The organism is Anaerostipes sp., assembly GCF_018381315.1.
Taxonomy (GTDB): Bacteria; Bacillota; Clostridia; order Lachnospirales; family Lachnospiraceae; genus Anaerostipes.
In genome coordinates this window covers 1-20,628 of record NZ_JAGZSD010000004.1, presented here as the reverse complement: position 1 = coordinate 20,628, position 20,628 = coordinate 1, and the positions used below count along the sequence as shown (strand labels likewise).

Genomic DNA, 20,628 nt, shown 5'->3' with positions numbered 1-20,628 from the left:
CAGATTATAATTAAAAGGAGATAAAAGATTATGAAGATGACAAAACAAGAGTTTTTAAGCAAAGTGGACCATTCTCTGTTAAAACCGCAGCTGACAAAAGAAGAGATCATGGAAGGACTTCAGTTTGCAAAGGAAAATCACTGCGCATCTGTCTGCATTAATCCATGCAACCTGGATATGGCAAGAGAGGTACTGGACGGTACCGATGTAAAGATTGGAACCGTTATTGGATTTCCTTCCGGGGCACACACCACATTTTCAAAAGTAGCGGAAGCTGTCGATGCATATGCCAGAGGGGCAGTGGAACTGGATATGGTCATTGATATCGGAGCTCTGAGAAACGGCGAATATGAAGATGTGAAAAAAGATATTGAGGCAGTTGTAAGCGCCACACCCGGGATTGTGAAAGTGATTTTGGAAACCGCATTCCTCACAAAAGAAGAAATTAAAAAGGGCTGTGAGCTTTCAGAAGAAGCGGGAGCTGCTTATGTCAAAACTTCCACAGGATTTGCACCGTCCGGAGCTACGGCAGAAGATATTAAGCTGATGAGAGAGACTGTATCTGAGAAAGTACACGTTAAAGCCGCAGGGGGAATTAACAATCTGGCAGACTGCATTGCAATGATTGAAGCAGGATCTGACCGGATCGGCATCAGCAGGACAAAAGCCATCCTGGAAGAATTCTAAGAGGAGCGTGATGTTATGAGAGAGACTTCTTTACTGCTGGCCGGAGGCATGAAAAAAGAAAAAGCAGAGAAAGCAGCAGATCTTTTAAAGGAAGGTTTGAAAACAAAAGACATAAAGGCTGAGGTGACTTTTGTAAATACATACGAAGTTACCGATATCAAAGGTCTGGAACAGGGACATGATATGGTGATTTCCACAGCCACAGGCAATCTGAATACATCTCTTCCGGTGCTGCAGGGACTGTGTCTTCTGTATCCGTGGATGGGAACAGAAAAATTGTATGAAGAAGTGGAAAAGAATCTTGACGGCAGATAAAGGAGGAGCACAGCATGGAGCAGATTTTCAGAGAAGATTTCATCTGGCTTGATGAGACGTTTGAAGACAGGAATCAATTTTTTGAAGTGATCGGAAACAGGCTTTGCAAAAAAGGCATGGTCAGGGAAAGCTTTGCTGATGCGCTGAAAAAACGGGAAGAAGTATATCCTACGGGGCTTAAGACGGAGGCATTTGAGATTGCAATCCCCCATACAGATGTGGAGCATGTAATTGAGGCATCGATCTCCTTTGTCAGGTTTAAAGAAACGGTTTTGTTTTCGCATATGGGAGAGCCGGAAATACAGGTGAATGCCAAGTTTGCCTTTGTTCTGGGAGTCAAGGAGCCGAGCCAGCAGGTAGAGGTGCTGAGTACATTAGTCCAGCTGATCTCTGATGAAGATGAGATGAAACAGCTGCAGGTTTTAGAGTCACCGAAACAGATCAGTACTCTGTTAAATCAATTTTTTACAGATCATATGCAGAAAGGGTTATTATGAATGTTATCATGAGAAAGAAAAAAGAAACACTCATAGACAGTCTTCATTTGGGGCGAAGCGTCTGCAGAGCATTTCTTTCTTACAGATAGTATTATAACATAACCGGACACGATTTTCCAGGGACTTGCGGTGCAGGTCCCTGTTGTCTCTATGAAAGGAGGTTCAAAATGGAGGTTGATTTAAACCAATTTAAAGGGGCTTGTTCCTGTAAAAGAGAACACCGCATTGAGATTGACAAAATTCTTTTGGAGGAAGGTGCAGTCCAAAAACTTCCCGAGGTCCTGAAAGAAGCGGGATTTCAAAGACTTGCGATGATCTGTGATGAGAATACGTATGAAGCTGCGGGTAAACAGGCGGCATGTATGTTTCCAGGGCTTTCTGAAATCCTGCTGAGGGGTACAGACATCCATGCCGATGAAATCAGTGTGGAATACGTGATGGAGCAGTTAAAGGGGCAGGAACGGCCGGATGCACTTGCGGCGGCGGGTTCCGGAACGATTCACGATATTACAAGATACTGTGCATTTGAACTGGACATCCCTTTTGTATCCATTCCTACGGCAGCCAGTGTAGACGGATATACTTCGACTGTGGCAGCGATGACACTCAAAGGATTTAAAAAGACAGTTCCTTCCTGCGCACCGAAAATCATTGTGGCGGACAGCACCATTCTTAAAAACGCACCGCTCCGGCTGACAGCCTCCGGTGTGGGAGATTTGCTGGGGAAATATACGGCTTTGGCAGACTGGAAGATCGCACATTTGATTACAGGGGAGTATTTCTGTCCGGAGATCTGCAGAATGGAGGAGGAAGCTCTTGAAATCATGTGCAGAAGTCTCTCCGGATTAAAAGAAAGAAGTGTTTCTTCCTATGAACAGCTGATGTACGGCCTGCTGCTTTCCGGGCTTGCAATCCAGATGACCGGGAATTCCAGACCTGCCTCAGGGACAGAACATCACATGTCCCATCTGTGGGAGATGGAGGCCATCAACCCCCATCTTGATTTTTACCACGGAGAAAAAGTAGGGGTTGGATTGATCCTTTCATCGGGCATCTACCATGAAGCAGCCAAATATCTGAAACAGGGTGAGTATCAGCTGAAAAATGCTGTACCTTTTGAGGAAGAATTGATACGAAAGTGCTTTGCAGGCAGAAAATTGGATGATATTATTATAGAAGAGAATCAACCGAACCTGCTGGACAGCATATCTCCTTCTATTCTGAGACAGAAAGAGGGCCAGCTTATAGAGATCCTGAGCCAGGTGCCGGAGGCAGGACAGTTAAGGACATACCTGGAACAGGCCGGCGGAGTTTGTTCGCTTAAGGAACTTGGCCTGGAACAGAACATGAAAGAACAGACAGCAAGAGTATCCCCATATGTCCGGCAGCGGCTGACTTTTATGCGGTTGTTAAAGTTCTATGATTTTTATGAAGCAGTGATTCAGGGATAAGGGAAAGGAATAGTATGAGGACAGGGACGTTTTGCAGGCAATGCCTGTTTAAGAGTGAAGTGAGAAAAGTGGAACAGGAGCATGAGGAAGAAAAAAAACAGCAGTTTCTCGATCAGGTTAAGAAGATTTTAGAGGATGAGGAGATGGAACTGTCTCCGCCGGAATATTTGGCTGAATTTACAGAAGTGTATGAACAGTACTTTGGGAGCCAGACATCTTTTGATCCGCTGAAACGGCATTTTAATGATCTGATGCTTTCAAAGGAACAGGAGATTCAGCAGAGGATCGAAGCCTCTGACGATCCTGTCGTCACTGCCATTCAGGCGGCCCAGGCGGGGAATTATATTGATTACATAGCTCTTGGGGAGATTGACAGCGGGCAGCTGGAAAGCCTTTTATTTAAGAATGGGATCAAGGATCTTAAGCCGGAGGTTTATCAGGCCTTCCGGAAGGATCTCTCGGAAGCCAAAAACCTTGTCTATGTCACAGACAACTGCGGTGAAATCGTAGTAGACAAAATTTTAATACGGGAACTGAAAAAACTATATCCCCGGCTTCATGTCACAGTCATTGTGCGGGGAGCCGGCGTGGCCAACGATGCTTCCATAGAAGATGCAGAACATGTTGGAATGTCCGACGTGGCCGACGTCATAGGAAACGGTACCAGGATTGCGGGCACCAGCCTGAATAAGATCAGCCGTGAGGCCAGAGAGATACTGGAAAAAGCCGATGTAATCATTGCCAAGGGACAGGGGAATTACGAGACAATGTCCGGATGCGGGCTGAATGTTTATTACATGTTTTTGTGCAAATGTGATTATTTTGTTGAAAGATTCCAGGGTGAGTATCTGGAGCATATGTTTATAAAAGAAAGATAAAGATCCATAATAAATAGTATCCTGCCAAGTCAGGATACTATTTTTTTGGAGGTGATCTTTATGGCATCAAATGTATATGGGTATGCCCGCGTATCCACAAAAGACCAAAATGAAACAAGGCAGCTTCTGGCGCTGGAAGCATTTGCGGTGGAGAAACAAAAAATATATTTGGATAAGCTGAGCGGAAAAAATTTTGAACGGCCAAATTATAAGAAATTGGTGAAAAAGCTCAGAGAGGGCGATGTCCTGGTGATTCAGAGCATTGACCGGCTGGGACGCAATTACGGGGAAATACTGGAACAGTGGAGGATTGTCACAAAGCAGATTCATGCAGATATTGTGGTGCTGGATATGCCGCTTCTGGACACGAGGAAAAAACAGGATGATCTCACAGGCACCTTTATAGCGGATCTGGTACTTCAAATTCTCAGCTATGTAGCTCAGACAGAGAGGGAGAATATCAAAAAACGCCAGAAGGAGGGAATCAGGGCGGCCAAATTAAGAGGAGTCCATTTCGGAAGGCCCAGGAAGCCTGTGCCGGAAAACTTCGGCGAATTAAAACAGCAGTGGGAAAACGGTGAGATATCTTCCAGAAAAGCTGCCATGCAGCTGCATATCGCCCAGGACACATTCCTCAGGTGGGCACGCAGAAAGAAATAAATGAAATGGTAGAGATTATCATTCAGTTCATTTTATACATAAAACTGCTGAAAATAACCAATTTATAAGAGATAATGCCGCTTCTTTCAGTATACATTGAGCGAACGAAAAAGTCTGCTTTATCGTTCTCTGGAGGTAAGTAATGATACGAAAGAATAAGGAGCAAAATAACAATCTTCTTGAATATTTGGCAGAGGAAGCGGGATGTCAGGAGTTATCAGATCTGCCTACATCTTTCTGGTTCCCTGTGGCTTGTTTTATTGCAGGATCTGTTCAGCCGGACCAATATAGCCTGAAAGAATGGAATGAGGCAGTCAGATATCTGACGGGCGTGAAAATCCGGTTTTTCTCTCAGCGCAAAGCACAAAAGTTTTTAGAAGAAAATAAGGATAATTTTTATACGGAAACAGAAGCTAAGAAACTGTAAACTGGAGAATTCTTTCCTGTTGCGGATGAATATTGGATGCGTTAAAATGATGTAGCAAGAAAAAATTATAAATACATCAGTTATCATATCCAGGAGGTTTTATGAAATCATACAGGGAAGAACTGCATTTTCACCTGCCTTCGAGGCGGGGAATCGTGAATATTACGGATAAAGTCCAGGCTGCTGTAGATAAAAGCGGGATCAAAGAAGGCATGGTTTTAGTGAACGCCATGAATATTACAGCCAGTGTCTTTATCAATGACGATGAGTCCGGGCTGCATCATGATTATGAGAAGTGGCTCGAGAAGCTGGCCCCGGAAAAGCCGTACAGCCAGTATCAGCATAATGGCTTTGAGGATAATGCAGATGCACATTTAAAGCGCACGGTCATGGGACGGGAATCTGTGGCAGCTGTGACGGAAGGCCGGCTGGATTTTGGAACTTGGGAACAGATATTTTATTATGAATTTGACGGCAGACGGGACAAGCGTGTGCTGATTAAAATTATTGGAGATTGACATGGAAAGTCAGTGGATCAGGACGGAACTGCTCTTAGGGAAAGAGGCAGAAGAAAAATTAAAAAACTCTCATGTGGCTGTATTCGGAGTCGGCGGCGTGGGAGGCTACGTGGCAGAGGCATTGGCAAGAACAGGAGTCGGAACCTTTGATCTGATCGATAAAGATACGGTTTCTGTTTCTAATATCAACCGGCAGATCATTGCTGTCCACAGTACTGTCGGCAAGGTGAAGGTGGAAGTAATGAAAGAAAGAATTTTGGATATTAATCCGGAGGCAAAGGTAAATATCCACAAATGCTTTTTTCTGCCCGAAAACGCAGAGGAGTTTGACTTTGGCAGATATTCTTATGTGGTGGATGCGGTAGATACGGTTACTGCGAAGATTGAACTTGTACTTCAGGCACAGAAAGCCGGAGTCCCGATTATAAGCAGCATGGGAGCAGGCAACAAACTGGACCCTTCAAAGTTTGAAGTCACAGATATTTATAACACATCAGTCTGTCCGCTGGCAAAGGTTATGAGAAAAGAGCTGAAAAAGCGGGGTGTAAAAAAACTGAAGGTAGTCTATTCCACAGAAAAGGCACTGGAGCCGAAGATTGACCTTTCAGAAGAAGAAGGAAGAAGAGCAGTTCCTGGAAGTGTTGCGTTTGTGCCCTCTGTGGCAGGACTTATCGCGGCCGGGGAGGTCATCAGAGATTTAGTATCAGCAAAGTAGTTCCGGCAGTTTCAGCCAGTACGCTGTAACTTTGCAGCCGGCAGGCTTATATTATGGTAAAAATGGAAAAGAAGAAAAAACGGAGGCTTCTGCGAATGAACAGAGGCCTCCGTTTTGTATTATTTCTTTGAGCCGGAAGGAGAAGCAATGTAAATGTTACAATATACCTATCATGCTTTGAATTAATAAACTCACAGCTGCGATGGCAACCCAGCAGCAAAATCCCATAAAGATGGGCTTTGCTCCGGTTTTTATGAGCTTCACAATGTGAGTATTCAGACCGATGCCAGCCATAGCCATGACAATAAAAAATTTACTCAATGTCTTTAACGGATCCGTCACGGCAGCAGGAAGAGAGAAAACAGTTGTAGCCACGGAGGCAAGAATAAAAAACAGCACAAAAACCGGGAAAACCTGTTTTAAGCTGAAAGAAGAACCGCTTTCCTCCAAAGCCTCTTCCTTTTTGCCGGCACGGTAAATGGCCAGTACAAGGGTAATCGGTATAATTGCCAAAGTTCTTGTAAGCTTTACGATAGTGGCTGCATTTAAAGTATTGCTCCCGTGAATCCCGTCCCATGCAGAAGCAGTGGCAGTGACAGAGGAAGTATCATTGACAGCAGTACCGGCAAACAGTCCGAAACCTTCGTTTGATAAGTGCAGCATATTTCCAAGGGCAGGAAATACCAGGGCTGCAATCACATTAAACAGAAATATGACAGAAATGGACTGGGCAATTTCTTCATCATCTGCTTCAATCACAGGAGCAGTGGCTGCAATGGCGGAACCTCCGCATATAGAAGAGCCCACTCCGATCAAAGTGGAAACCTTGGAGTCCATGTGAAGCAGCTTATATAAGAGGAAAGACACAATCAGAGAAGTGGCGATTGTAGATATGATGATGGGCAGAGACTGTTTTCCTTTTGCCAGTATATCTGTAAGGTTCATCCCGAACCCCAGGAGAATGACTGCATACTGCAGAATCTTTTTTGAAGTAAAGGTAATCCCCGGCTGCATTGGGCCTTTATCTTCAATAAGCAGTGTTAAGATCATACCGATTAAGATTGCAAATACAGGACCCCCGATCACCGGAAACAGATTTCCAAGAAACCATGCAGGCACAGAGATTCCGATGCAGAGCAGGATTCCGGTTAAGTGTTCTTTTATAACATTCATAATATAAACCTCTTTCTTTTACAATATTTTCAACAGAAATGAGTATATCATGGGAGAATAATAAGATAAAATTATATATTTTTATATTTAAATAATAAATTATTATTGATATAATTCAGAAGCAGAGGTGGCTAAATAAATGTGAAAAGACTATGACAATAGTTGAAATTTGTAAAAATATATGATAGTATAACCATAAGATATAAAATTAAACTGTGAAGCAAATGTGTGAGAAGGAATAAGGAGAAATATCAGATGGAAGAAAGAAAACTGACCTATGCGGAAGAAGTCGTTATGAGATGTGTATGGAATTATGGAGAGGATGAAATACCTTTCTTAACTCTCATAGAAGAATTGCGGGAAAATTATAATAAAGATTATAAAAGGACAACAGTGCGCACATTTCTATTTGATTTAGAAGAAAAGGGATACGTGAAAGTTGAGAGACGGGGCAAATTTTCATATGTTATTCCGCTGGTTCAAAAAGAAGATTACAGAAAAGCTCAGGCGGAAGCAATGCTGGATATCTGGTTTGACGGCTCAGCCGGCAGTTTAATCAGTGCGCTGAGCGAAAGCCTGTCAGAGGAAGAAGCGAAGAGATTAAATCAGCTGTTGGACGAACTGGACGTTCAGTAATATATACCTTATCGTGCGGAGCACGCTCATCCGAAGGATATAAAATGGACGTAATGTCTGCTGGAGAAGGGCAGCCATAAAACAGAAGGTTCCTTTTAGAGATAAGTTTTTCTTCACTGTCGGAAGGAGGCCTTTCCAGAGCCGACTGGAGATAGTGGAGAAAAACTTTATTAAATAGTCATATTATTCAAAAGGCATTCATGTATCTGAATGTCTTTTTTCATTACAGCAGTATGTTATAATAGACATAGACGTATAAACAATTACAAAGGAGTGCGGAATGCTGGATTTTAGGATTTTTACGTTTCTTGAAGTGTGCAGGCAGATGAATTTTACAAAGGCTGCCAGACAGCTGAATATTACACAGCCGGCAGTATCTCAGCATATAAAGTGGCTGGAAAAGGAATACGGGATCAAGCTGTTTGAGATGTCAGGGAAAAAACTTAGACTGACTCCCGAAGGGGATTTGTTTCGAAATGCAGCTATGACGTTTCATCATGATGAGATGTATCTGAAACGCAGCATTCAGGAGATGAAGCAGGAAAAAAGAAAAATAAATTTTGGGGCCACGTTAACCATCGGAGACTTTATCCTGTCAAAAGCAGTTGCAGAGTACATAAGGAAGAATCCGGATACGGAGGTTTCAGTAAAAATCGCTAATACAGAGGATCTTCTCGGACAGCTGGACGGCGGAGAGATTGATTTTGCCATGGTTGAGGGATATTTTGAAAAAGGAGAGTATGATTACAGAATTTATTCCAGAGAAGCGTACACGGCCGTATGCGGAAGTTCCTATCATTTTCAAAAGGAACCGGATGTATTGGAGGATCTGTTGGGAGAGACCTTGATCATGAGGGAGCCGGGGTCCGGTACTCGTGAGATATTGGAAAAAAGCCTGGAGGGGCGGAATTTAAATGTGCGGGATTTTAAAAGAAAACACGAAATCAGCAGTCTTCATATGATAAAAAGACTCGTATCAGAAAACTGCGGCATTACATTTCTTTATGAGGCAGCAGTAAAAGAGGAATTAGAAAACGGAAGTTTGAGAAAATTGGAATTAAGAGATTTTTCAGTAGTTCATGATTTCACATTTGTATGGCGTAATCATAGTATTTTCTCACAAGATTACCTTAATATATTCAACAGTTTGCACAAAGATGATATGTATACAATATAAATAGACAATAATTTAACGAAAGCTGTTGACACAACTTTCACAAAGTGATACTATTAGCTCACAAATATTTAGCTTACAAAGTATTGGCGGGCTAATAGTAGGGATGCTAATAAGTTCTAATGTAAGAGCAAACAGGAGGAAAAAAGAAAATGGTTGAATTTAAATTGACAAAAGAACAGCTGCTTGCACAGCAGATGTTCAAAGATTTCGCAGAGACAGAAATCAAGCCAATTGCTAGGGACATGGATGAAACAGAAGAATTCAGCATGGAACTGCTTGAGAAAATGAAAAAATTCGGTCTTATGGGAATTCCATATTCCAAAGAATACGGCGGAGAAGGCGCAGATGTATTAACATACACACTCTGTATGGAAGAGATGTCTAAAGTAGATGCTTCCACAGGAATCACAATTTCCGTACATACATCATTATGCTGTTCCTGCATCAATGATTTTGCATCAGAAGAGCAGAAACAGAAATTCCTGCGTCCGCTGGTTGACGGTTCTAAAGTGGGATGCTTCGGACTTACAGAGCCTGGAGCAGGTACAGATGCCAGCGGTGTCAAGACAAGCGCTGTATTAGACGGTGACCATTATGTATTGAACGGTCAGAAAGTATTTACAACAAATTCAGGATTTGCTGATACCTTCATCATTTTTGCAATTACAGACAAAACTGCAGGAACCAGGGGAATGTCTGCATTTATCGTTGACAGAAACACACCGGGATTAGAAGTCAGCAAAAATATTCCTCGTATGGGCATCCGCGCTGCATCTAACTGTGAAGTTGCACTGGTTGATGTAAAAGTACCGAAAGAGAACCTGATTGCAGGGGAAGGAAAAGGATACAAGATCGCCATGTCAGCACTGGCAGGAGGACGTATCGGAATCGGAGCTCAGTCTGTGGGAATCGCACAGGGTGCATTAGATGAAGCGATCAAATATGTTAAGGAAAGAAAACAGTTCGGGAAACCAATTTCTAAATTCCAGAATACACAGTTCCTGATTGCAGAGCTTCAGGTGAAGATCGATGCTGCACGCCTTATGGTATGGAGAGCGGCAAAATCAAAAGATGACCATGAAAATTATGCTCCGCTGGCAGCAGCTTGCAAGCTGTTTGCATCCGATGTGGCAGTGGAAGTGACAAGAGCGGCTGTACAGCTTCTTGGAGGATATGGATACTCCAGAGAATATCCGGTTGAAAGAATGTACCGCGATGCCAAGATCACAGAGATCTACGAAGGTACATCTGAAGCTATGAAGATGATCGTAGGCGGCGGATTATTAAGATAAGCTTAAAGCGGAAGGAGAATAAAAGATGAAAATCGTTGTTTGTGCAAAACAAGTACCAGATACAACTGAAGTAAAATTAGATCCAAAGACTAACACATTGATCAGAGATGGTGTTCCGAGTATCATAAACCCGGATGATAAGGCAGGAATTGAAGCTGCCCTCCAGCTAAAAGAAAAATGCCCGGGAAGCACAGTTACTGTTGTTTCTATGGGACCTCCTCAGGCAGATGTAGCCCTGAGAGAAGCACTGGCTATGGGATGCGATGATGCTGTTCTTGTATCTGACAGAGCATTCGGGGGAGCAGATACATGGGCGACATCTTCCACCATCGCAGCGGCAATTAAAAAATTAGATTATGATGTGATTATTACAGGACGCCAGGCAATCGACGGAGATACCGCTCAGGTAGGTCCGCAGATCGCAGAACACCTTGGAATCCCTCAGGTAAGTTATGTAGAAGAACTGAATGTTGAAGGGGATGACACTTTGGTTGTGCAGAGACAGTTTGAAGACCGCCACCAGATCATTGAAGTAAAGACTCCTTGTCTGATTACAGCATTGGCTGAATTGGCAGCTCCCAGATATATGACAGTTCACGGTGCATTTGATGCATACAGAGAAAAAGAAGTGAAAGTCTGGGGACTTGCAGACTTAGAAGATACTGTGGATCAGGCCAATATCGGATTAAAAGGATCTCCTACAAGAGTAAAGAAATCCTTTACAAAACAGGCCAAAGGTGCAGGAACCATTTTAAAAGATTTATCAGCAGACGAAGCAGTGGCATCTATTGTTGATAAACTTCAGGAAAAGCACATCATTTAAGCAAGGAGGAGAATAGGAAATGAGCAGAGACGTATACGTATTCGCTGAGCAGAGAGACGGCGAACTTCAGAAAGTCGGAATCGAATTAATTGGCAAAGCAAGAGAATTGGCAAATGATCTTGGACAGCAGGTTGTTGCTGTACTGCTTGGATCAGGCGTAAAAGCAAAAGCACAGGAACTGGTTGCCTGCGGAGCAGATAAAGTCGTTGTTGTAGATGACGCCATGCTGGCAGATTATGTGACAGAGCCATATACAAAAGCACTGACTGCTGTAATCAATGCAAAAGATCCTGAGATCGTGCTTTACGGAGCATCTTCTATCGGGCGTGACCTTGCCCCAAGAGTATCTGCGAGAATTCATACAGGATTGACAGCAGACTGTACTGCACTTGCTATTGATGAAGAGACAAAACTTCTCATGATGACCCGTCCGGCATTCGGAGGAAACATTATGGCGACTATCGTATGTGAAGACTTCCGTCCTCAGATGGCGACAGTCCGCCCGGGTGTTATGAAAGCCTTAGAAAGTGATGCATCCAGAAGCGGTGAAATTGAAGAATTTAAAGTGGAATTTTCTGATGCAGATATGAATGTGAAAGTACGTGAGACTGTAAAGACAGTACATAAATCCGTTGACATTACTGAGGCTGATATTCTGGTTTCCGGCGGACGCGGAATCGGAAGTGCCGATAAGTTCAAAATGTTAGAGGAACTTGCGGATGTAATGGAGGGTGAGGTATCTTCTTCCAGAGCATGTGTAGATTCAGGATGGATCAGCGCAGACCGCCAGGTAGGACAGACAGGAAAAACAGTACGTCCGGAATTATATCTGGCATGCGGTATTTCAGGGGCTATCCAGCATGCAGCTGGTATGGAAAACTCTGAGTTTATCGTAGCGATCAACCGTGACGAGGATGCCCCGATCTTTGATATTGCAGATCTTGGTATCGTTGGAGACTTAAATACGATCGTACCAAAACTTACGGAAGCGATTAGGGCGGTAAAGGCTAAATAAATATATAGATATAAAAATGGATTGTAATCTTAACACAAGATTACAATCCATTTTTTGATTTGTGATTGACAACTTACAAAACAAGTGATAATATTATACCAAAAGATAATCAAAATATAACCATAAAAGTTGGGAAGTGTGTTATGAACAGTAAAAAACGAAATGTAATGATGGCCTTTGGAGCCTTCGCCATATTGTTTACCGGATATCCCCATGTCTGGTCTATTTATCAGCCGTATGTAATGAAAACCACAGGATGGAGCACTGGTCAGGCATCCATATGCTTTTATCTGCCTACTATGTTTTTTGTATTGGGGAATATTTTAGGAGGCAGGCTTCAGGATAGAAAAGGTCCTGTACCAGCTGTGTTTATAGGAGGGGCCATCCTTACTGCTGGAGTATTGAGTTCAAGGTACATGCTTCTGCCTTCACCTATATGGATGTACATAACATTTGGAGTACTGCAGGGTATTGGATCAGGCATGATCTACGCACCGATTCTTTCCACAGCACAAAAATGGTTTCCGAAAAGAACAGGTTTTGCTTCCGGCGTTGTGATAACGGCAAACGGGATTTGCGGTCTTATTATGGCACCGGTCAGTAAAAGTCTTCTGGAAGCAGGAGGACCGCAGCTGGCGTTTTTGATCGTCGGGGTTCTGATTGGAGTTTCATGGATTCTGGGTACATTATTTATCAGGAAACCGGATGCAGCTGCAGAGGATAAAGAAACCGTATCTTACGGAGAGAGTCATCAGTACACTTCTGCAGAAATGGTAAAAACTAAGAAGTTCTACTATCTTTTATGCACGATGATGTGCGGGCTTATGGCATATTATCTGACCTCGCCGCTGTCACAGACACTTCAGATTGACCGGGGTGTCAGCACAGCCCTTGCAGTGGGATCAGTTATGACAGGCTCTATATTGAATGCAGGGATGAGGCTGGTGCTTCCGTCCCTTTCAGATAAAATCGGCAGAATCCGGTGTATCAAAGGTGTGATTCTGCTCTCTATGGCAGCAATGCTGTTTCTAGTGACAGGTCAGAGACTGCTCACTACCCTGGCAGTGATTCTGATTTATGGATGTTTCGGAGGTATTATGGGAAGCTTTCCATCCCTTTCAAGCTCTATTTTTGGCCTGAAACATTCCGGACAGAACTATGGGATTGTAATGTTTGGGATCATTGTTGTCACTGCACTGTCTCCATGTATTACAAACGTTATTTCCGCAGGGCATTATCCTGTGAACACTACATTTGTTATTGGTTTTATTTTTTCAGCAGCAGCGTTTATGTTTTTATGCAGGCTGGAAAAAGAGATAAAGCATGAGGCCCTGCAGCATGAGGGGCAGGAATTACAGCCACAGATAAAATTACAGTAGGTATAAAAAAGAAAGGAAGTATTGATTATGGCATTAGTAAAAATGAAACAGTTATTAGAGCAGGCAAAACAGGAAAACAGAGGATGCGGTGCATTCAGTGTTGGAAATATGGAGATGGTCAAAGGGGCAGTCATGGCAGCAGAAGAGATGAATACGCCGATCATTCTTCAGATTGCAGAAGTACGTCTTGCCCACTCACCTCTGCATCTTATGGGGCCTATGATGGTGCAGGCTGCAAAGGAAGCAAAAGTGGATGTGGCAGTACATTTGGACCATGGACTGACGATTGAGACTGTAAAAAAAGCGTTGGAATTAGGATTTACTTCTGTCATGCTCGATGCTTCCAGAGATCCGTTTGAAGAAAATATAAGAAAGACAAAAGAAGTGGCGGAACTGGCAGCCCAGTATGGAGCTACAGTGGAAGCTGAACTGGGACTTGTGGGCGGAAGTGAAGATGGAAAGAGTGATCACGGAATCCAGTGTACAAATCCTCAGGACGCCAAAGTGTTCTGTGAGGAGACTGGTGTAGATGCATTGGCTGTAGCTATCGGAAATGCACATGGAGACTATCCTGTGGCACCGACACTGGAGTTCGGTGTGTTGGAGGAGATCCGGAACATCACAAACAAACCGTTGGTACTCCACGGGGGAAGCGGTATTACAGATGATGACTTCAGAAAGGCGATCTCTCTTGGAATCTGTAAAGTCAATATTGCAACGGCAAGTTTCAACAGTTTGACAAAGGAAGTAGAAAAATATATCAAAACAGAGGGAAAACATAATTATTTTGATATGAACGAAGCTATGGTAAAAGGCGTTTATGACAATGTAAAACGCCATATCGGGATTTTTAATTGTAAATAAGAGTTTATGAAATACGCTTAACTTACATATCATGTCAGTACGTACAGCTATGTACTAAAATTATATTTTGTTAAAAGAAGAGGTCTGCTGATGAAACAGCGGACTTCTTTTTTTATTTCATAGGAAAGTGCGTCCTATGAAATAAAAAACGCTTCGTGCAGGATGCGCACAAATGTACAGAGAAACTATTTGCCTTTGGCAAACCGCATTAGGTGCGCAAAGTGAACAAGTCCCTGAAAGAGTGAGTGTTTGGGGAGCTGAGGTGGACATGCCCGCTTTGTTATTGCATATTTGTCACGCTGTGATATAATAATACCAGAAATGCGTGCACGGGAACGCGGGAGGAGAGGAAGAATGGCAGTAACAATACAGCAGATTGCAGATTTGGCCGGTGTATCCAGAGGTACGGTGGACAGGGCACTGAACAACAGGGGAAGAATCCGGCCGGAAGTGGCAGAACGGATCAAAGAAATAGCAAAAGAACTTGGGTATCAGCCCAACATGGCGGCAAAGGCACTTTCTACAGCCAATTATGCCCTGCAGATCGGAGTTATCATACAATATGCAGAGACCCCGTTTATGAAAGCAGTGCTGGAAGGGACAGAATCTGCAAAAGAAGAGGTGGAACGCTTTGGGGGACATGTGTTTGTAGAACGTATTCACGGCGGAGATGTAAAAAAACTTCTGAAGACAATGAAGGATTTCAGGGAGGCCGGAGTAAAAGGAATCGCGCTGGTTCCCGCCGATGATGAACTGCTGAAAAGAACCATTGATGAGTTCGTAGAAAAAGACGGGGTCTCCGTCATAACCATTAACTCTGATCTGGAAGATACAAAGAGACTTTGTTTTATCGGACAGGATTCTTATGCCAGCGGGCGGGTAGCCGGGGGGCTTATGGGAGAAATCATTCCGGAGGACGCCAAAGTAATGATTCTGTCGGGATCTCAGGAAAATGTGGCGACTATGGAGCGTACAAGAGGGTTTATGGATGAACTTGTACATCATTATCCCAAAGTGCAGGTAATGGAGCCGAGATACGCATATGATGACGACTGGGTGGCGGGAAAGCTTCTGGAAGAACAGCTGGAAGAGACCCCGGATCTTGCCGGGATTTATCTTACAGCCCAGGGAGAAAGCGGGGTCTGTGATACGTTGAAGAAGTATCGGCTTGACCAGAAGATCAAAGTAATCGCACATGACTATGAAGGCGAGAACCGCCAAAACTTAAAACACGGCGTGATTAACTTTATCCTGAGACAGAATTCCTATGTCCAGGGATATGAGTCTGTTATGGAATTATTTCATACGCTCTGCGGTAATCCTACAAGACAGGGAGAGTTTTGGTATACGGATATTGTGATTAAAACAAGATGTAATTTATAATGTTAATCAAAATATAATATAAATATTATCGAAATATAACCATATAAAAGAGAAGGTTTATACAAATTGTATAAATAAAAATACAATATCAGCTGCTGGTGTTGTATTTTTTTGTGCAAATAGAATAGTATAGGTGAAATTATCTAAAGATTTATTGGAATTATTGTGCATGTTGTTGATTGCGTGCACGCGCACGCAATGTTATCATGAATTCACAATCTAAATGAAACAAGTAATCAATAAACAAACATATGGAGGTAGAACAATGTTAAATGTAGGTGTAATCGGATGCGGCGGAATGGGAAAAGACCATATCAAACGGCTTACAAACAAGATCCAGGGAGCAAAAGTAACAGCAGTTTCTGATGTTTTTGAAGAAGGAGCAAAGGAAGCAGCTGCATTGGCTGGAGGAGCTAAGGTATATACAGACGGAAAAGATCTGATCAATGATCCTGACGTGGACGCTGTATTTATCGTATCCCCTGGTTTTGCCCACACAGATTCTTTGCTTCAGGCAATTGAGGCTGGGAAAAGAGTTTTCTGTGAAAAACCTCTGGCAACAACAGCAGACGACTGCAAGAAGGTTGTAGATGCAGAGGCTGCTTCAGGAAAACATTTGATTCAGCTTGGATTTATGAGAAGATATGATAAAGGATATGTTCAGGTAAAAGAGGCACTTCAGTCCGGAGAATACGGTGAGCCGCTGATTCTCCACTGTACACACAGAAATCCGGAAGTCGGCACAAACTATAACACTCCGATGGCAGTTCATGACACAGCGATCCACGAGATTGATACACTGCACTGGCTGGTAGATGATGAATATGAAAGTGCTCAGGTCATCATGCCGAAAGTAACAAAATACTCTCATTCTGAATTAAAGGATCCTCAGATCATGCTTCTCCGTACAAAAAAGGGAATCTGCATCGATGTAGAAGTGTTTGTTAACTGCAAATTTGGATATGACATTAACTGTGAAGTCGTATGTGAAGACGGTGCGATCAAGATGGCTGAGCCTTCTTATCCGAGCATCCGAAAGAATGCATCTGTATCTGCGGCGATTGATACAGACTGTTTTGTAAGATTTGAAGATGCTTATGATACAGAAGTGCAGAACTGGGTTGACTGTGCAGAGCAGGGAGTGATTAACGGACCTACTGCCTGGGACGGATATCTGGCAGCTGTGACAGCAGACGCTTTGGTAAAAGCTCAGGAAACAGGGCAGATTGAACCGATCGTGACAGCTGAAAAACCGGATTTTTATAAATAAAACGGAAAGGCCGCGGTACCGCCCCAAGGGCATATACAGGATCTATACATAATTCAGGAGGATTTAGAAATGAAAATTGGATTTAATGAAGCAACTGCATTAGAGTGTAAAGGACAGTCTTTAATGGCAGACCTGGAAGCTTGTGAAAAATATGGTTTTGATTATATAGAGATCAGATTTGACTGTGTGAAGGATTACCTGAAAGAACATACACTGGAAGATCTTGCTGACTGGTTTAAAAACCACAACTTAAAGCCATGGGCTTACAATACTCTGATTTTCTTTAACCAGAGAGATGAAGCCGGTGTTAAAGAGATCGATGAAGAGACTGATTTTATCATTGAAGTATGCAAGGCTATCGGCATGAAGATGCTGATTACAGTTCCTTCTTTTGATGTAAAGGATAAGAGCATTACGGAAATTAAGGAAGAAGCTGCAGAACGTCTCCGTTATTTATCTGATAAAGTCGGGGAAGATATCAAAATTTCTCTGGAATTCTGCGGAGCACCAAACTGCTCTATCAATCAGTTTGGCACTGCTTATGATGTAGTAAAGACTGTAAACCGTGACAATGTTGGTGTCACAGTAGATACCTTCCATTTCCATGAGATGTGTTCTAAGCTGGAAGATTTAGAAGCAGCAGACGGCAGGAAGATTTTTGCATACCACCTGAATGACTGTGAAGACCTGCCGCTTGGATCATGCGGCGATGACAAACGTCTGTGGCCGGGAGAAGGTGTAGTAGATCATGCAGGAATCGCAGCTGCCTTAAAGAAGATCGGATTTGACGGAGTATGTACAATCGAAGAATTCCGTCCGGAATATTATGAAATGTCCCATGACGAAAATGTGAAAAAGTCTGCTGAGGTGACAAGGGATTTCGTAGCAAAATACTTTGCATAAAGCATAAGGGGGACAAAGATGTCTATGAGTGAACAAACTTTAAAGATGAACATGAATGCGGAAGAAAATTATGAAGAATTAGAGGGCGAGTTTGCCAAGGTAAAGTTGTCAGAGAAGCTTGCGTACTGTGTAGGTGACCCTGCACTGACCGTTGTGTATACTTTGGCCAATACTCTGCTGGTTTACTTCTATACAAATGTTATCGGGCTCTCCGCAGGAGTCATTGGTATGATCATGCTCGCTTCCCGGGCATTTGACGGAGTTTCTGATGTCATTATGGGAACGATCATCGACCGGACTCATTCCAAATATGGCAAATCCAGAGTTTGGATCTTAAGGCTGGTCATTCCCTATGCAATTGCCGCGGTACTGTTGATGACAGTACCGCACGGTACAAAAACTGTGCAGGCAGCATATGTGTTCATTACATATAACTTACTTAATACAGTTATGTATACGGGAATCAGCCAGCCGTTCCACACCCTCGGGTCTCTGATGAGCCGGGACAAACATGAGAGAGAGACCATCAGCAACATTCGTATGTCTCTGTCCATTACAGCAAGTATGGTCGTTACAGCACTTACGCTTCCGATCATCAACTGGGTGGCAGTAAAAATTGACAATACCCAGCTTGCCTGGATTATTGTCACAGCAGTGTTTTCTGTCATCTCTGTCCTCATCCTTTTAAACACATTCCGCTGCTGTAAAGAACGTGTTAAGGTTTCTGAAAAAACAGAAGAAAAGCTTCCGGTTTTTACTGCTTTGAAGCTTATGGTTAAAAACAGATATTTTCTGATTTCTCTGGGACTGATGCTGTTTTATACAATTTACCAGATCATTCTTGGAATCGACCTGACCTATTACTGCCAGTATGTACTGAACGATGTAAACCTGGTTATGCCGCTGTCAATGGCAGAGAAAGTACCAATGATCTTTGTGATCCTTCTTCTTCCAAAACTTATACCCAAGTATGGAAAAAGGAATATGATCGTGGCCGGATGTTTTCTGGGAATTGCCGGACAGATTGTCTTTTTATTTAACATTACCAGTGTGCCGCTGGCGATTTTCTCTTCTATCATTCGTGGTATCGGAATGTCACCGTTCTATGGAGTTCAGTATTCACTGCCCAGTGATGCCATAGAGTATGGACAGTGGAAGACAGGAAAACGGATTGAGGGTCTTATGTTCTCATCCATGAGTTTTGGACAGAAGTTTGGGGCAGGCATTACCAATGCCGCACTTGGAGCTGCATTGTCCTATGTGGGATATAACGGAATGGCCCAGACAGCGGCTGAGCAGGCACCGGCTGCTATTGCAGTCATCAAAGCTACTTACCTGTATGTGCCGATTGTGGTATGGGTTGTGATGATGCTGATCGCATTGTGCTATAAACTGGATAAGACATATAAAGAAATGATAGCAGAACTGACTGTGAGGGAACTCTCAGGGAAGCTTTAGGAAAACAGGAAAGAGGTAATGATAGAAATGTTGGATAAGAACAAAGTAAAATTAGGGATCGCACCGATTGGGTGGACCAATGATGACATGCCGGATCTTGGGAAAGAAAATACCTTTGAGCAGTGTGTCAGTGAGATGGCCCTGGCTGGATTTACAGGTTCAGAGATCGGAGGAAAGTACCCTAAAGATGTTGATGTTTTAAAAAGAGCATTGGATATCAGAGGGATTGAGATCTGCAACTGCTGGTTTTCCAGTTTTCTAATCTCCAGGCCGTATGAAGAAACTGAGAAGGAATTTATCGCTCAGACAGATTTTCTCAAAGCAATGGGGGCAAAAGTAATCGGTGTATCAGAGCAGAGCTACAGCACCCAGGGAAAAGATCAGCCTATTTTTGAAGGAAAATATGTGATGAATGATGAGGAGTGGAAACTGCTGGCAGAAGGATTAAATAAGCTTGGCAAGATCGCAAAAGACAAAGGCATGACGCTTACTTTCCACCATCATATGGGAACTGTGGTTCAGACGGAGGAAGAAATTGACCGTTTTATGGCGGAAGTTGACCCGGATCTTGTTTATCTGCTGTTTGACAGCGGACACTGTTCTTTTGCAGGAATCGACCCTGTCAAAGTGCTTGGAAAATACATAGACAGAACAAGGCATATACATTTAAAAGATCTGCGTTCTGACGTGGTGGCACAGTCCAAAAAGGAAAGCTGGAGCTTTTTAAAAGGAGTCAGAAAAGGAACCTTTACAGTGCCGGGAGACGGAGATGTAGATTTCGCTCCGATCTTTGATATTATTGAGAAAAGCGGTTATGAAGGATATGTGGTAGTGGAAGCAGAGCAGGACCCTGCAGTTGCCAATCCTCTGGAATATGCAGTAAAAGCAAGAAAATATATTGCAGAAAAGACAGGTTTATAAATCTTATGAAAGGAGAAATGTCTTATGAAGATAGCATTTGACGTTGACGTTCTGGCAAAACAGATGGATATCAACCGGATGGTACACCAGGTGGCAGACTGGGGCTACAAGTATATTGAACAGTCTCCCCATCCAAGAATCAATCCATTTTATAAGCATCCCCTGTTTTCCAGGGAATGTGAGGCG

The 20,628-nt window shown here is 43.0% G+C and carries 22 protein-coding genes and 1 pseudogene; 22 read left to right on the top strand and 1 reads right to left on the bottom strand.

What is annotated here, in order from left to right:
- The first annotated feature begins 30 nt into the window (after window positions 1-30).
- From deoC to KH180_RS03575, 9 genes are all read left to right on the top strand, one after another.
- Window positions 31-687, top strand: a complete 657-nt coding sequence (deoC, locus tag KH180_RS03615; RefSeq protein ID WP_330624387.1) for a deoxyribose-phosphate aldolase — start codon at window positions 31-33, stop codon at window positions 685-687.
- 15 nt (window positions 688-702) lie between these two features.
- The gene (locus tag KH180_RS03610; protein ID WP_290756502.1) at window positions 703-1,002 is read left to right on the top strand and encodes a hypothetical protein; all 300 of its coding nucleotides are present in this window, start codon (window positions 703-705) and stop codon (window positions 1,000-1,002) included.
- 14 nt (window positions 1,003-1,016) lie between these two features.
- The gene (locus KH180_RS03605; protein WP_290756499.1) at window positions 1,017-1,499 is read left to right on the top strand and encodes a PTS sugar transporter subunit IIA; all 483 of its coding nucleotides are present in this window, start codon (window positions 1,017-1,019) and stop codon (window positions 1,497-1,499) included.
- A 167-nt stretch (window positions 1,500-1,666) separates the two neighbouring features.
- On the top strand, window positions 1,667-2,950 hold the full coding sequence (locus tag KH180_RS03600; RefSeq protein ID WP_290756496.1) for a sn-glycerol-1-phosphate dehydrogenase: 1,284 nt from the start codon (window positions 1,667-1,669) through the stop codon (window positions 2,948-2,950).
- A gap of 14 nt (window positions 2,951-2,964) precedes the next feature.
- Window positions 2,965-3,828, top strand: coding sequence for a damage-control phosphatase ARMT1 family protein (locus KH180_RS03595; RefSeq protein WP_290756493.1), 864 nt, complete (start codon window positions 2,965-2,967; stop codon window positions 3,826-3,828).
- 60 nt (window positions 3,829-3,888) lie between these two features.
- Window positions 3,889-4,488 (top strand): recombinase family protein, encoded by a 600-nt coding sequence (locus KH180_RS03590; protein ID WP_290756490.1) that lies wholly within the window; start codon window positions 3,889-3,891, stop codon window positions 4,486-4,488.
- Window positions 4,489-4,630: 142 nt separating this feature from the next.
- Window positions 4,631-4,915, top strand: a complete 285-nt coding sequence (locus KH180_RS03585; protein ID WP_290756487.1) for a hypothetical protein — start codon at window positions 4,631-4,633, stop codon at window positions 4,913-4,915.
- Between the two features lie 101 nt (window positions 4,916-5,016).
- Window positions 5,017-5,433 carry a secondary thiamine-phosphate synthase enzyme YjbQ gene (locus KH180_RS03580; protein WP_290756484.1) on the top strand — a complete coding sequence of 139 codons (417 nt, stop codon included), beginning with the start codon at window positions 5,017-5,019 and terminating at the stop codon, window positions 5,431-5,433.
- Between the two features lies 1 nt (window position 5,434).
- Complete coding sequence (locus KH180_RS03575; RefSeq protein ID WP_290756481.1) at window positions 5,435-6,148, top strand: tRNA threonylcarbamoyladenosine dehydratase; 714 nt, start codon at window positions 5,435-5,437, stop codon at window positions 6,146-6,148.
- A gap of 156 nt (window positions 6,149-6,304) precedes the next feature.
- On the opposite strand, the gene KH180_RS03570 is transcribed toward KH180_RS03575, so the two are convergent.
- Window positions 6,305-7,321: a YeiH family protein gene (locus tag KH180_RS03570; protein WP_290756478.1), complete on the bottom strand. Its 1,017-nt coding sequence runs from the start codon at window positions 7,319-7,321 to the stop codon at window positions 6,305-6,307.
- Between the two features lie 255 nt (window positions 7,322-7,576).
- On the opposite strand from KH180_RS03570, the gene KH180_RS03565 reads away from it, so the two are divergent.
- The 13 genes and pseudogenes from KH180_RS03565 to KH180_RS16825 form a co-directional block, all read left to right on the top strand.
- Window positions 7,577-7,957 carry a BlaI/MecI/CopY family transcriptional regulator gene (locus KH180_RS03565; RefSeq protein WP_290756475.1) on the top strand — a complete coding sequence of 127 codons (381 nt, stop codon included), beginning with the start codon at window positions 7,577-7,579 and terminating at the stop codon, window positions 7,955-7,957.
- 280 nt (window positions 7,958-8,237) lie between these two features.
- A complete protein-coding gene (locus tag KH180_RS03560; RefSeq protein ID WP_290756472.1) occupies window positions 8,238-9,134 on the top strand; it encodes a LysR family transcriptional regulator in 897 nt (298 codons plus the stop codon).
- A gap of 149 nt (window positions 9,135-9,283) precedes the next feature.
- On the top strand, window positions 9,284-10,426 hold the full coding sequence (locus KH180_RS03555; RefSeq protein WP_290756469.1) for an acyl-CoA dehydrogenase family protein: 1,143 nt from the start codon (window positions 9,284-9,286) through the stop codon (window positions 10,424-10,426).
- Between the two features lie 25 nt (window positions 10,427-10,451).
- A complete protein-coding gene (locus KH180_RS03550) occupies window positions 10,452-11,249 on the top strand; it encodes an electron transfer flavoprotein subunit beta/FixA family protein (protein WP_290756466.1) in 798 nt (265 codons plus the stop codon).
- Between the two features lie 19 nt (window positions 11,250-11,268).
- Window positions 11,269-12,264 (top strand): electron transfer flavoprotein subunit alpha/FixB family protein, encoded by a 996-nt coding sequence (locus KH180_RS03545; protein ID WP_290756463.1) that lies wholly within the window; start codon window positions 11,269-11,271, stop codon window positions 12,262-12,264.
- A 143-nt stretch (window positions 12,265-12,407) separates the two neighbouring features.
- Complete coding sequence (locus KH180_RS03540; protein ID WP_290756460.1) at window positions 12,408-13,643, top strand: MFS transporter; 1,236 nt, start codon at window positions 12,408-12,410, stop codon at window positions 13,641-13,643.
- Window positions 13,644-13,670: 27 nt separating this feature from the next.
- Window positions 13,671-14,507: a class II fructose-bisphosphate aldolase gene (locus tag KH180_RS03535; RefSeq protein ID WP_290756458.1), complete on the top strand. Its 837-nt coding sequence runs from the start codon at window positions 13,671-13,673 to the stop codon at window positions 14,505-14,507.
- Between the two features lie 354 nt (window positions 14,508-14,861).
- Entirely contained in the window at window positions 14,862-15,890 is a 1,029-nt protein-coding gene (locus KH180_RS03530) for a LacI family DNA-binding transcriptional regulator (RefSeq protein ID WP_290756457.1), read from the top strand.
- A 265-nt stretch (window positions 15,891-16,155) separates the two neighbouring features.
- Window positions 16,156-17,160 carry a Gfo/Idh/MocA family protein gene (locus KH180_RS03525; RefSeq protein WP_290756456.1) on the top strand — a complete coding sequence of 335 codons (1,005 nt, stop codon included), beginning with the start codon at window positions 16,156-16,158 and terminating at the stop codon, window positions 17,158-17,160.
- 69 nt (window positions 17,161-17,229) lie between these two features.
- Entirely contained in the window at window positions 17,230-18,063 is an 834-nt protein-coding gene (locus KH180_RS03520) for a sugar phosphate isomerase/epimerase family protein (protein ID WP_290756453.1), read from the top strand.
- A gap of 24 nt (window positions 18,064-18,087) precedes the next feature.
- A complete protein-coding gene (locus KH180_RS03515; protein ID WP_290756450.1) occupies window positions 18,088-19,521 on the top strand; it encodes an MFS transporter in 1,434 nt (477 codons plus the stop codon).
- A gap of 27 nt (window positions 19,522-19,548) precedes the next feature.
- The gene (gene iolE / locus KH180_RS03510) at window positions 19,549-20,442 is read left to right on the top strand and encodes a myo-inosose-2 dehydratase (protein WP_290757228.1); all 894 of its coding nucleotides are present in this window, start codon (window positions 19,549-19,551) and stop codon (window positions 20,440-20,442) included.
- Window positions 20,443-20,466: 24 nt separating this feature from the next.
- Window positions 20,467-20,628 (top strand): annotated as a pseudogene (locus KH180_RS16825) (sugar phosphate isomerase/epimerase); the annotation flags it as partial.